General features: G+C 40.2%; 16 protein-coding genes. All 16 read left to right on the forward strand.

The window, feature by feature from the left end; genetic code table 11:
* Positions 1-9: 9 nt before the first annotated feature.
* Positions 10-366, forward strand: a complete 357-nt coding sequence (paaB, locus tag AN957_RS12735; RefSeq protein WP_053475873.1) for a 1,2-phenylacetyl-CoA epoxidase subunit PaaB — start codon at positions 10-12, stop codon at positions 364-366.
* Complete coding sequence (paaC, locus tag AN957_RS12740) at positions 359-1,168, forward strand: 1,2-phenylacetyl-CoA epoxidase subunit PaaC (RefSeq protein WP_053477515.1); 810 nt, start codon at positions 359-361, stop codon at positions 1,166-1,168. The genes paaB and paaC overlap by 8 nt, the downstream gene beginning before the upstream one ends.
* A 49-nt stretch (positions 1,169-1,217) precedes the next feature.
* The gene (paaD, locus tag AN957_RS12745; RefSeq protein ID WP_056684474.1) at positions 1,218-1,709 is read left to right on the forward strand and encodes a 1,2-phenylacetyl-CoA epoxidase subunit PaaD; all 492 of its coding nucleotides are present in this window, start codon (positions 1,218-1,220) and stop codon (positions 1,707-1,709) included.
* A 131-nt stretch (positions 1,710-1,840) separates the two neighbouring features.
* Positions 1,841-2,149, forward strand: a complete 309-nt coding sequence (locus AN957_RS12750) for an EthD family reductase (RefSeq protein WP_053475875.1) — start codon at positions 1,841-1,843, stop codon at positions 2,147-2,149.
* Entirely contained in the window at positions 2,142-2,921 is a 780-nt protein-coding gene (locus tag AN957_RS12755; RefSeq protein ID WP_056684477.1) for an enoyl-CoA hydratase-related protein, read from the forward strand. The genes AN957_RS12750 and AN957_RS12755 overlap by 8 nt, the downstream gene beginning before the upstream one ends.
* A gap of 20 nt (positions 2,922-2,941) precedes the next feature.
* Positions 2,942-3,715 carry an enoyl-CoA hydratase-related protein gene (locus tag AN957_RS12760; protein WP_053475877.1) on the forward strand — a complete coding sequence of 258 codons (774 nt, stop codon included), beginning with the start codon at positions 2,942-2,944 and terminating at the stop codon, positions 3,713-3,715.
* A gap of 97 nt (positions 3,716-3,812) precedes the next feature.
* The gene (locus tag AN957_RS12765) at positions 3,813-4,670 is read left to right on the forward strand and encodes a 3-hydroxyacyl-CoA dehydrogenase (protein WP_075209140.1); all 858 of its coding nucleotides are present in this window, start codon (positions 3,813-3,815) and stop codon (positions 4,668-4,670) included.
* Between the two features lie 2 nt (positions 4,671-4,672).
* Positions 4,673-5,875 carry a thiolase family protein gene (locus tag AN957_RS12770; protein WP_053475878.1) on the forward strand — a complete coding sequence of 401 codons (1,203 nt, stop codon included), beginning with the start codon at positions 4,673-4,675 and terminating at the stop codon, positions 5,873-5,875.
* A 9-nt stretch (positions 5,876-5,884) separates the two neighbouring features.
* A complete protein-coding gene (locus AN957_RS27735) occupies positions 5,885-6,046 on the forward strand; it encodes a hypothetical protein (protein WP_156319110.1) in 162 nt (53 codons plus the stop codon).
* A gap of 129 nt (positions 6,047-6,175) precedes the next feature.
* Positions 6,176-7,051 (forward strand): phenylacetic acid degradation operon negative regulatory protein PaaX, encoded by an 876-nt coding sequence (paaX, locus tag AN957_RS12775; protein ID WP_053475879.1) that lies wholly within the window; start codon positions 6,176-6,178, stop codon positions 7,049-7,051.
* 79 nt (positions 7,052-7,130) lie between these two features.
* Positions 7,131-8,081, forward strand: coding sequence for an NAD(P)H-dependent flavin oxidoreductase (locus AN957_RS12780; RefSeq protein ID WP_053475880.1), 951 nt, complete (start codon positions 7,131-7,133; stop codon positions 8,079-8,081).
* A gap of 279 nt (positions 8,082-8,360) precedes the next feature.
* Positions 8,361-9,386 (forward strand): ABC transporter substrate-binding protein, encoded by a 1,026-nt coding sequence (locus AN957_RS12785; protein WP_053475881.1) that lies wholly within the window; start codon positions 8,361-8,363, stop codon positions 9,384-9,386.
* An 18-nt stretch (positions 9,387-9,404) separates the two neighbouring features.
* Complete coding sequence (locus tag AN957_RS12790; RefSeq protein WP_053475882.1) at positions 9,405-10,436, forward strand: ABC transporter permease; 1,032 nt, start codon at positions 9,405-9,407, stop codon at positions 10,434-10,436.
* The gene (locus AN957_RS12795; RefSeq protein WP_053475883.1) at positions 10,411-11,205 is read left to right on the forward strand and encodes an ABC transporter ATP-binding protein; all 795 of its coding nucleotides are present in this window, start codon (positions 10,411-10,413) and stop codon (positions 11,203-11,205) included. Before AN957_RS12790 ends, AN957_RS12795 begins: the two co-directional genes overlap by 26 nt.
* Positions 11,206-11,424: 219 nt before the next feature.
* On the forward strand, positions 11,425-11,823 hold the full coding sequence (locus tag AN957_RS12800) for a thioesterase family protein (RefSeq protein ID WP_053475884.1): 399 nt from the start codon (positions 11,425-11,427) through the stop codon (positions 11,821-11,823).
* Between the two features lie 69 nt (positions 11,824-11,892).
* The gene (locus AN957_RS12805; RefSeq protein WP_053475885.1) at positions 11,893-12,999 is read left to right on the forward strand and encodes a Leu/Phe/Val dehydrogenase; all 1,107 of its coding nucleotides are present in this window, start codon (positions 11,893-11,895) and stop codon (positions 12,997-12,999) included.
* Positions 13,000-13,051 lie beyond the last annotated feature (52 nt).

Raw genomic sequence — 13,051 nt, forward strand, 5'->3', positions numbered from 1 at the left:
GCGAACCTTTTGGGCAGTGAAGGATTTTATCAGGAATTCGAGGTTTTTAGCAAACGATCGGATACCTCTCCTCTACAATATCAATTTTCGCTGCTGGCACCGAACAGTGAGATTGCGTTGATTATGGCACAGGAAAATTTTATGAGGAGAGAACCGGTAGCCGATATTTGGGTCGTCAAGCGTTCTGATATCCGTAAAATGAATATGGAGGAAAAGCAAACATTGCAAAGGCTTGATAATAAGGAATATCGGAATACAAAAGGGTATGGCTATTTAAAGAAAAAATGGCGGCAATACGAACAGGGAATGCTCGATGAGAAAGAAATTCTGTCATGGGGAGAGGAGAAGAAAAGTGAAAATGGTTGATGGGAAGCCAATGGAACAAGCATATCAATCTGCGTTACTTTCACTCCTGTACCAGCTGGCTGATGATGATTTCATCCTTGCTTACCGGGGCTCAGAATGGCTTGGCCTTGCTCCACATATTGAGGAGGATGTTGCATTCTCTTCGATTAGCCAGGATACGATGGGGCATGCCGCGATGTTTTATCAGCTACTTAGCGACCTTGGTGAAGGCGATGTGGATCATCTTGCTCATGCCCGTTCAGCAAAAGAGCGGAAGAATGCTATTTTACTAGAAATGGTGAACGGACCTGGTCATTATTTATCCAAGCCGCGCTATGATTGGGCATTTGCTGTTGTCAGAAATTATTTCTATGTCCAAGCGAAAAAGGTTCGTATGGAATCTTTGAAAAACTCTTCCTATGAGCCGCTGGCAAACGCAGCGCTGAAAGTGAATATGGAGCTCTATTATCATCTTTTGCATTGGAAAACATGGTTTGTGCAATTAATGCAGGCTGGGGATGAGGCAAGAAAAAAGATGGAGGATGCAATTAAACGAGTAAGTGCTGATTTTGATGGTGTGGTGTCACTCGGACCTTTGAGTAAAGATATAGCTACATTCAAATTAATTGAATCCGAGGACATTCTGAAGGAGAAATGGAAGCTATTTATGCAGCCAGTTTTCGATTCTGTAAATCTGGAAATGCCGGACCAGTTTGGCATTCAAAGCGGGGATGGACGAAAAGGAGAGCATTCAAAGGATTTGGATGATGCATTGATAATCCTTAGCGAAGTGTATCAAGTTGATCCCGCAGCAAGCTGGTAGGAAAAGGAGGAGGTAGCGCACAGTAAAAAATGCAAAGGATTGATGCAGGATGCTTCAAGAAAAAGTAAACATTGTAATGGAAGCGCTTCAGCATGTAAAGGATCCAGAAATTGATTCGATTTCCATCATTGATTTAGGTATGGTTGAAAAAGTGGAAGTGAATGGAGACGCTGTTTCAATTGAGCTTTTACCTACTTTTATGGGATGTCCTGCACTGGATATTATCCGTCAAAATGTAGTCGAAGCAATTGCTGAATTGAAATGTTTCAAAGAAATACATGTCCAATTTATTTATTACCCTCCTTGGACTTCTGATCGAGTTTCTGATGAAGGAAGACTGCGATTAAAGGAGTTTGGTATTGCTCCACCACCAAAACAAATGACTGAAACGGGCGAATGGCATGTAGACTGCCCATATTGTGGATCTACTTATACGACGATAGAAAATATCTTTGGTCCGACTTCGTGCCGAAGCATTCTATATTGTAAATCTTGTAAAAATCCCTTTGAGGCGATGAAACCTGTCTCAACGATGATGTAGAACAATGATTTGCAAAAAAATAGGAGGTATTTGCAAAAATAAATGACTATTTGCAAAAAAGTAAGAGGAAATTGCAAAAATAATAGATTATTTGCAAAAAAATCCTAAAAAATCGAGAGGAAGTTGTCCATATGGTAAAACTGATCGCTCTTTACAAGCATCCTGAAAATAAAGAGGCTTTTGACAAGCATTATTTTGAAACCCATGGTCCGTTGACAGCAAAGATCCCGGGTCTTCGAAAAATGGAGGTTACTAGAATTGTTGGCAGTCCAATGGGGGGCGAAGGTAAATACTATTTAATGTGCGAAATGTTTTATGACAGTCTTGAAGCGTTGCAAACAGCGATGAGAACGGATGAAGGGAAAGCATCTGGAAAAGATGCAATGAAATTTGCGGGAGATCTCATCACGCTAATGATTGGTGAGGAAGTGAATGAATAATCACTATGAATGTATTGAAGCTTCCATAAACGGAAAGCTCGGTCTCATCAATTTGAATCGTCCAAAAGTGTTAAATGCCATCAATCGTCAGATGGTGTCTGACATTCTTTCCGTAATGGAAGACTTCGAAGAGAATGATCAAGTTCGTGTCATCGTATTAAGCGGAAATGGAAGAGCATTTGCGGCTGGAGCAGATATTAATGAAATGGCTGCAGATAATGCAATCGATTTTGAGCTTCGCAATCAATTCAAGGATTGGGACCGTCTTGCGAGGATCAAGAAACCGATAATCGGTGCTGTACAAGGGTTTGCTCTTGGAGGCGGCTTTGAACTAGCCCTATGCTGTGATCTGCTTTTAGCTGCTGATGATGCTGAATTTGGTTTCCCTGAAGTAAATCTAGGTGTTATGCCAGGTGCAGGAGGAACACAGCGGTTAACAAAGCTCGTCGGAAAAACAATAGCAATGGAGTGGCTATTTGTTGGTAAAAGAATTAGCGCACGTGAAGCACTCCAATTTGGCATTATCAATCGAATTGTCGCTAAAGAAATCCTCATGGAAGAGACACTGAAGTTAGCAGGGGAAGTTGCAAATCAGGCACCATTATCCATTCGGCTTATTAAGGAGTCCGTTCTTAAAGCAGTGGATGTTTCCTTAGACGAAGGAATGCAATTTGAACGCAAAAACTTCTATCTATTATTCTCAACAGAGGATCAAAAAGAAGGAATGAGAGCATTCCAAGAGAAAAGAAAGGCTAATTTTAAAGGTAAATAGAGGGGGTGTACATACAAGCAATGTTTGAAACAGTTAAATATGAAGTCAATAATCAAGTAGCGTGGATTACGTTAAACAGACCTGAGAAATTGAATGCTTTTACAGAGCAATTGAATAAAGATCTAGAGCGTGCAGTGAAACAGGCAAACAGAAATTCAGCAGTTCGCTGTTTAGTAATCACTGGAGAAGGGCGGGCATTTTGTTCGGGCGAAGACCTCGCCGGGGTAAAGGAAGACATGGATCATGGGGAAGTCTTAAGGCGCCGATACAATCCGATGGTGATGGAGCTTCATAAGTGTGATAAACCAATTGTTGCAGCTGTAAATGGGGTCGCAGCAGGTGCTGGGATGAGTCTCGCATTAGCTTGTGATTTTCGTCTATTATCCGAAAAAGCCAGTTTTATCGAGGCGTTCATTCATGTAGGTCTCGTGCCTGATGCAGGGAATCTCTATTATTTACCGAAATTAATTGGCCACGCAAAAGCATTAGAATTAGCCGTTTTAGGTGAAAAAATCTCTGCACAAATGGCTGCGGATTTAGGACTTGCGACAAAGGTTATTCCGCTTGATAGATGGGAAATTGAGGTAACAGCATTTGCTGAAAAGCTGGCAGCTATGCCTACAACAGCCATTGGATTGATTAAGAAAAATTTGAAGGCTAGCTGGGACCATTCTCTTGAAGAAGGTCTGGAAAAGGATGCGCAGGCACAGCGGGTCGCAGGTATGACATCAGATCATAGAGAAGGCGTGCAAGCCTTTTTAGAGAAAAGAAATCCGGTATTTGCCGGTAAATAATTTGTATGGAACGAGCACAATGCCAATTTAGTGCTCGTCTTGTGTTTGTCGGGATGAACTAAGAGTTTCCGCATTTCTAAAGTTAGGGGTGAAATCATTGAAAAAAGTAGTTGTTATAGGTTCGGGTGTCATGGGAAGAGGGATTGCCTATGTGAGTGCTGTAGGTGGTTTTCTTACAACTTTAATCGATATTAATGAGACGCAGCTGAAGAATGCAGAAAAAGAGATCAATGCTATTTTTGAAAAAGGAGTTTTGCGAAAGAAGCTTACGTCTGAAAAAATGGAGGCAGCAAAAAGGAGACTCGACTATTCGATTAGCCTATCTCAAAATGTAATGGAAGCGGATATAGTTATTGAAGCAGTTCCAGAAGTAATAGAAATTAAAAAAAATATCTTTGAAGTAATCGACCAGCATGCCGAAGCACATTGTATTTTTGCAACGAACACCTCTACGATGAGTCCAACTGAAATCGGTTCCTTTACAAAAAGACCAGATAAGGTTATTGCGATGCATTTTTTTAACCCTGTTCATAAAATGCCGCTTGTTGAGATTATTAAGGGCTTGGAGACGAGTGAGGAAACTGCGCACTCAATTAAGCGAGCAGCAGAACAAATGGGCAAAGAGACAGTCGTAATTAATGAATTTCCTGGCTTTGTCACAAGCCGGATTAGTGCGCTCGTAGGAAATGAGGCCTTCTATATGCTCCAGGAAGGCGTCGGTACACCAGAGGAGATTGATAAAGCAATTAAACATGGGTTGAATTATCCAATGGGACCATTTGAGCTCGGGGACCTTGTTGGTCTTGATACAAGATTAAATAATTTAAACTATCTCCATGCAAAATTAGGGGAGAAATATCGTCCGGCTCCACTGCTAGAGCAATATGTTAAAGCAGGCAGGCTTGGCAGGAAATCTGGCAGAGGTGTATATGATTATCGGGGCAAGGAGGATTGAAGATGTCAGATGAGGTTGTCATTGTTGATGCAGTAAGGACACCATTTGGGCGGTACAATGGTATGTTAAAAAGTGTGCGTCCGGATGATTTAGGTGCAATCGTGATTAAAGCCTTGTTAGAAAGAAATCCAAAAATAAAGACAGCTGAAATTGAAGAAGTGATTCTTGGAAATGCCAATCAAGCAGGCGAGGATAACCGCAATGTTGCACGCATGTCAGCACTCCTTGCAGGTCTGCCAGTAGAAGTTGGCGGTTCGACCGTCAATCGGCTTTGCGGTTCAGGCTTAGACGCGGTTAATTACGCCGCTAGGGCAATCCTTGCTGGAGAAGGAGAAGTTTTTATTGCTGGCGGCACAGAGAGCATGACTCGTGCACCGCTTGTGATGGCAAAGCCACAGGTTGAGTACCCAAGAGGAAATATAGAGTTATATGACACCACGATCGGCTGGCGTTTCACAAATGAAAGTTTACGGGAGATCTACGGGGCAGAGAGCATGCCGGAGACCGCAGAAAATGTAGCTAAAGAATATGCGATTTCCCGCGAGGAACAAGATCGTTTTGCTTTAGAAAGTCAACGGAGAGCAAGAGAGGCTATTCAAAATGGTTTATTTAAAGTAGAAATCGCTCCAGTAACTTATAAAGATCGGAAGGGGAATGAATGTATAGCTGAACAGGATGAACATCCTCGACCGGAAACTACATTAGAAAAACTGTCACAGCTTAAGCCAATTTTTCCGAATGGGACGATTACAGCAGGGAATTCCTCTGGTGTGAATGATGGGGCATCCGCTTTATTATTGATGTCTTCCAAAAAGGCTGATCATCTTGGTTTAAAGCCATTAGCAAAATATATTGTTTCTGCAGCAGCTGGTGTTCATCCGTCTGTCATGGGAATAGGCCCTGTTGATTCAACTAGAAAGGCATTAAAACGTGCCGGGCTCAGCATAAATGATATCGATTTAATTGAACTAAATGAAGCATTTGCCGCACAATCAATCGCGTGTATGAAGCTACTTCAATTAAATCCCGATAAAGTAAATGTCAATGGCGGGGCCATTGCATTTGGGCATCCGTTAGGAGCAAGTGGATCGAGAATTTTGACAACCTTATTATTTGAAATGAAAAGAAGAAATGCGAGATATGGACTTGCCACGATGTGTGTAGGTGTAGGACAAGGAATATCGACAATTGTAGAAAGTGTATAGCATGCTTACTTGTATGGGGATATATTTCTTTATCGCAGATTAACGGGCAGTATGACCCTTTACGAAAAGGCAGTCGAGGAAACGAAGAAGCGGAAGTGGGGATTAACTGCCCGTAAATGCCCGATTGGTTCAACTAACCAACAGTGGGGGAAGAAAGAAAACCCCTACTGATGGTACTTTCACTTTATATATCGTTATTTCGGAAAAATATTTTTGGAAAATAAAGAAATCATTTAGTAGAATAGGGGTATAACGTATTTTTTCCGAACAAGTTTGAAATGAAATGAGGATGAATGCAGGTTGAATACAAGATCAATGATTTTTACTTTATATGGAGATTATATTTCCCATTATGGAAGCAAAATCTGGGTAGGAAGCTTAATCAGACTGTTAAGTGAATTTGGTCATAATGATCAGTCTGTCAGAGCAGCTATTTCAAGAATGAATAAGCAGGGGTGGGTCCAGTCTGAGAAGATTGGCAATAAAAGCTATTATTCATTGACAGATCGTGGACAAAGAAGAATCGATGAGGCAGGAAAACGGATATTTAAATTAATGCCTGAAAAATGGGATGGCTTGTGGAGAATATTCATGTACAACATTCCAGAAGAAATCAGGAATGTAAGAGATGAGCTGAGAAAAGAGCTTGTTTGGAGCGGGTTCGGCACACTTTCCAACAGCTGCTGGATTTCCGCAAATGACTTAGAAAAACAAGTGTTTGATCTAATCGAAAAATATGAAATTGGTGACTATGTCGACTTTTTTATTTCACAATATACCGGCCCGCATGAAAACATCCGCTTAGTCGAAAAAAGCTGGAATTTAGAAGAAATCAATGCGAAATATCAGGACTTCATTTCTGAATATAGCCAAAAATACATTATCGATAAAAATAAAATTCAAAAAGGCAATAAAACGGATGCGGAATGCTTTGTTGAACGAACAAAGCTTGTACACGAATACCGTAAATTCCTTTTTGTTGATCCGGGTCTTCCAGAAGAACTGCTTCCGGAGAAATGGCTAGGCAACCATGCTGCATCTTTATTTAGCGATTATTACAAAGAATTGGCAGAACCAGCCTCTCGCTTTTTCGAAAGTGTTTTTCAAGAAGGAAATGAACTGAAGAATAAAGATCAGGAGTATAATGTCCTAACCCACCCCTACATTGTTGAATAAAACAGTTGCCAGGCATCGCTTGTTAAAAAAATGACTAAGAGAGTATGACGAGGTGGATCAATTTTAAGGGGGCATTGAGATGAATTCTTTAACAAACCTATTAAAAATCAAGTATCCCATCATTCAAGGGGGAATGGGGAATATTAGCAACGCAATTTTAACTTCAGCTGTGTCAGAAGCTGGTGGACTAGGTACAATTGGTGCAGGAACGATGACACCAGCTGAAGTGGAAGAAATCATAAATGAAACAATGAGAAGAACAGATAAGCCATTTGCTCTCAATGTAGCTCTTACAGTTTCTCCATATGTTCGTGAAATTCTTTCCCTCGTAAAAAAATATAATATTCCCGTTGTATCTCTTTCTGCTGGAAATCCCGCCCCATTTATTCCAAAATTGCATGAACACGGAGCAAAGGTAATAACTGTCTGTGCTTCTGTTAGGCAAGCGAAAAAAGCTGAAGCTGCTGGAACGGATGTAATTGTTGCTGAAGGATATGAGGCAGCGGGAATTAATTCAGCACTTGAAACGACGACACTTGTATTAATCCCACAGATCGTTGAAGCGGTTACTATTCCTGTGGTTGCAGCAGGCGGAATAGGAGATGGGAAAGGCGTTGCCTCTATGCTTGCTCTAGGTGCAAGTGGAGTTCAGATGGGGACGAGATTCATAGCTACGAAGGAAGCCCCTTTTCATCATAAGTATAAACAAAAGATAATCGATGCTTCTGATCATAGTACGTTAATAGTAGGGCGATCTGTCGGAAGAATCCGGCGAGTTTTAGCGACGGATTATGCCTGGAAACTATTAAAGTTTGAAGAAAACGGAATTTCTTTAGATGATTTTAATAGACTAACCTCCGAAGAATTCCACCGAACGGGTGCACTTGAAGGAAAGGAAGAAGAAGGTTTTATGAACGGAGGGCAAGTTGCCGGATTAATCACAGATATTCCTTCTGTCCATGAACTGATGGGAACAATAATCAATGATACTAAGAAGCAGCTTGAACAAGCATTTCTACTATTTAAATAGGCATCGATTGAAAGCATACAGATTACTTTTCTGTATGCTTTTCTTCTTGCTATCATATAATAAATTGTATTAATCTAAAAATATAAAATTTTTAGAATATTATTGACCTTTCCTTCTTGAAGGTGTTAATATAACGTTATAAATACGTTATTCATAGTATTTATCATATAAATTTCAAAGCAACATACCTCATTCAACAAGAATACACCTACATAAGGAGTTCACACTATCATCATTTGGTAGTGTTCTATTTTAAATAATATTAGGGGGGTTACTAGAGTGAAAAAGTCTTTAAAGGCATTTTCTTTAGTATTGGCAGCAGGATTGCTCGTATTAAGCGGCTGTGGGAAAGAGGCTGCAAACGAGGCGGCGAAAGAACCGGCAGCAAAACAAGAAGAAAACAAAACATATAAAGTAGGAATTACTCAATTTGTTGAGCATCCTTCTTTAGATGCAGCAACAGAAGGATTTAAAAAAGCAATGGAAGAATCCGGATTTAAAGAAGGAGACAATGTTGAGTATGACTTCCAAAATGCTCAAGCAGATATGAATAACACTCAAACGATTGCAAATAACTTTGCTGGAGACAAGGTAGACCTTATTTTTGCAAATGCAACTCCTAGTGCGGTCAGTGCTTTAAATGCAACAAAGAATATTCCGATTGTATTTACGTCCGTTACCGATCCAATTGGGGCAGGGCTTGTGGAGGCACTTGATAAGCCTGGGGATAATATCACTGGGACAACAGATAACCATCCAGATGGAACTGAGAAAACGATTAATTTTATTGTTGAGGAAGCAGGAGCAAAGACAATTGGCATTATTTATAATGCTGGTGAGCAAAACTCCGAAGTACAAGTAGCTCAAGTAAAGGAACTTGCAGCTAAATTCGGTGCTACAGTTGAAGAAGCATCGATCTCAACGTCAGCAGAGGTAAAACAAGGGGCGGAGTCACTAGTTGGCCGTGTAGATGCCATTTATGTTCCGACAGACAACACAGTAGTTTCTGCTTTAGAGTCAGTTATTGCCGTAGCAAATAATGAGAAAATCCCGCTGTTTGTTGGCGAACTTGATTCTATGGCACGTGGAGCCATTGCAGCGAGCGGATTTGACTACTTTGATCTTGGTTATCAAACGGGGAAAATGGCAGCTGATATTTTAAAAGGAAATAAAAAGCCATCAGAAATTCCTGTTGAGCTGCCGAGCAGTCTAACATTAATGATAAATAAAAAAGCTGCTGAAGCACAGGGGCTAGAAGTGAAACAGGAGTGGGAAAAAATTGCTGAATTTTATGAAGGCGAATAATAAAGGGTGTGATTCTTAATGCCTACTGCGGTCTTTGGTGCATTTGAATCTGGTATTATCTATGCCATCATGGCACTAGGTGTGTATTTATCATTTCGTGTGCTTGATTTTCCCGATTTAACGGTCGACGGCAGTTTTGTTACTGGAGCTGCTGTTTCTGCGACAATGATTGTCAGCGGTGTGAATCCATTTATTGCAACATTAGTCGCATTAGTTGCTGGCTTCATTGCTGGCTGTATTACGGGAGTTCTTCATACGTTTGGCAAAATAAATGCGCTTCTTTCAGGGATTTTAATGATGATTGCCTTGTATTCAATTAATCTAAGGATAATGGGGAAATCAAATGTTCCCTTATTGAATACTGACACGGCAATAACGAGCATGAGTGATGTTTCTAATAAAATCGGAATGGATTCTTTCTTTAATGGCATATTTTCTGCTATTGGCCTTGGTGAGAGTTTGCCGAGGACATGGGGAATATTAATTTTTATGATTGTAGTCACTTTTGCCATTAAGTTTCTGACAGATAAGTTTTTACAAACAGAGATTGGGCTCGCAATCAGGGCAACAGGGGACAATAAAAGAATGATTCGAAGCTTTTCGGCCAATACGAATGTAACGGTTATTCTTGGTCTTGGCCTTTCTAATGCAATGGTTGCCTTTTCCGGCTCCCTTATTGCTCAGCAGGGAGGATTTGCCGATGTCGGAATGGGAATAGGGATGATCATCATTGGTCTGGCTTCAGTCATTATTGGGGAAGCGCTTTTCGGTACAAAAACGATTGCAAGGACGACGTTAGCAGTAATCGGAGGGGCAATCATTTACCGGATTGTTGTCACATTAGCTCTAAGAGTGGACTTTCTTGAGCCTGGAGATATGAAACTCATCACGGCTATGATAGTTATTTTGGCGCTTATTATGCCAAAATTCATAGATGCCTCAAAGGAGAAAAAACGAAAAGCGAGAAGAAAAGCAGAACATATGATAGTAAGCCAAATCCCTACAGATAGAAAGGGGGATGCTGATGCTGGAATTAAAACAGATTCATAAAGTGTTTAATGAGGGGACACCAGATGAGAAAATTGCCTTGGACCGGATCAATTTAACGCTGAATGCAGGTGATTTTGTTACAGTCATTGGCAGTAATGGTGCTGGAAAATCGACATTAATGAATATGATTTCTGGCGTAATGACTCCTGATGTTGGAACCGTTTCGATTGATGGTCAGAACGTAACCTCTATATCTGAATATAAACGAGCTAAACTCATTGGCCGTGTGTTTCAAGACCCGATGGCAGGCACAGCTCCTAGTATGACAATTGAAGAGAATCTAGCGATGGCTTATTCAAGAAATAAGTCGCGCAGTTTAAGAAAAGGAGTAACGAAGAAGCGGAAGGAGTATTTTCAAGAGGTACTTTCAACCCTTCATCTAGGTTTAGAAAATCGATTGACTGCAAAGGTTGGTTTATTATCAGGGGGAGAGAGACAGGCACTTTCATTGCTTATGGCAACTTTTACTGAGCCCTCCATTCTCTTATTGGATGAGCATACAGCTGCCCTTGATCCGTCTCGTGCAGAGCTAATCACAAATTTAACGAAGGAAATAGTTGAAAAATTCAATTTAACAACTTTGATGGTTACGCATAATATGCAGCAGGCTTTGGATCTTGGCAATCGATTAATTATGATGGATAATGGACAAATCATCCTTGAAGTGGATGAAGGTCAAAAAGGTAATTTGACGATCGAACAGCTATTATACGAGTTTCAGAGAATTAGAGGCGCAAAAATGGCAAATGATCGCGCGCTCTTATCTTAAAATTCAAAGGGATTAATTAGGCACTTTTAGCTAGTTAATCCTTTTTATTATGGACTTTACATATCAAAAAAGAATGAATTTTTAAACTTTTTACAATTTATTGACTATTTATTATACGAAATGATATTATATCGTTAATAATACGTCATACATATATAGTGATACTCCTTTAATGGCTATAAAAATAATGCAGGTTGATTTTGGCTAGGGGGAATGAATGTGAAACAACGATTGAAGATTGGAGATACTGCAACTGTGAAGGTAATTGTTACGCCAGATATGTTTGCACAGTTTGAAGGGAAAATTGTTCATCGTGTCTTTTCAACTGTTTCAATGGTCTATCATATGGAGTGGGCATCAAGAAAAATCATTCTCCCATTTTTAGAGGAACATGAGGAAGGAATGGGCGGAGCTGTAACTGTGAAGCATCTTGCTCCATCGACTGAAGGATCACAATTAATCATTACTGCCACTGTTTCTGCTTTAGAAGAGAATACCGTAATGACAAAGGTTTCTGTTAAACAAGGAGAAAGACTTGTTGGGACGGGAGAAGTGAAGCAAGTTATTCTTCCAAAAGGGAAGATTGACAGTTTACTTGCTAAAGTAGACGGAAGCTGATTATTTGGCAACGACTTTATCATTTTTAAATGTGTAAGCGTTATCAAAAATTTGGGAGGAGCAAATGAAATGAATATGTTTTCGAAAATAAAAGGTCATGAACAAGTTGTTTTTTGTAATGATGAATCAACTGGTTTAAAAGCAATTATAGCGATTCATAGTACAAGACTCGGTCCAGCACTTGGAGGATGCAGAATGCTTCCTTATGCAAGCGAAGATGAAGCAATAGAGGATGTTCTTCGCCTGTCAAAAGGAATGACCTATAAATGTGCGGCGGCAGATGTTGATTTCGGCGGTGGGAAGGCTGTTATCATTGGAGATCCAAGGAAGGATAAAACACCTGAACTATTCCGAGCCTTTGGGCAATTTGTGGAATCATTGAATGGACGGTTTTACACAGGTACAGATATGGGTACTTCCCCAGAAGATTTTGTGCATGCATTAAGGGAAACAAACTGTATAGTCGGTGTTGACGAAGTGTATGGGGGAAGCGGGGATTCATCGATTCCGACTGCTCAAGGTGTTATTTATGGACTGCAGGCAACGTCAAAAGCGTTGACTGGTTCAGATGATTTAGCTGGGAAAAGCTATTCTATTCAAGGGCTCGGCAAGGTTGGATTTAAAGTAGCAGAGAGGCTGCTGGAAGAAGGAGCAGACCTTTATGTGACAGATATAAACCAGCAGGCAATTGATAAGCTGCTATCAAAAGCGAAAACATTAGGAGCTGGTGTAAAAGTAGTAAATAAAGAAGAAATATATCAGTCGAATGCAGATATATTTATTCCATGTGCAATGGGCGGAATTATTAATAGTGAAACGATTGAACAATTAAGGGTGAAGGCGGTAGTTGGCTCAGCAAACAATCAGCTTTTGGAGCTTCACCATGGGCAATCCTTGAAAGAAAAGGGGATTTTATACGCACCTGATTATATTGTAAACGCAGGAGGTCTTATTCAAGTAGCTGATGAGCTTTATACTCCAAACAAGGAAAGGGTTCTTCAAAAAACAAAAGCCATTTATAATTCACTCCTTAATATTTATGAATACGCGGAAAGCAAGGGAATAACAACAATCGAAGCAGCCAATCAATTTTGTGAAAATCGAATAGAGGCCCGATCACGCAGAAATAGCTTCTTTTCTCATATGAAGCGACCGAAATGGGCAGTAAGAACGTAATTTTTTCTAATAAAAACAATATTACAACAATAGTAAACTGTTAATCTCTAAA

It is taken from the genome of Cytobacillus solani (assembly GCF_001420595.1).
Taxonomy (GTDB): Bacteria; Bacillota; Bacilli; order Bacillales; family Cytobacillaceae; genus Cytobacillus; species Cytobacillus solani.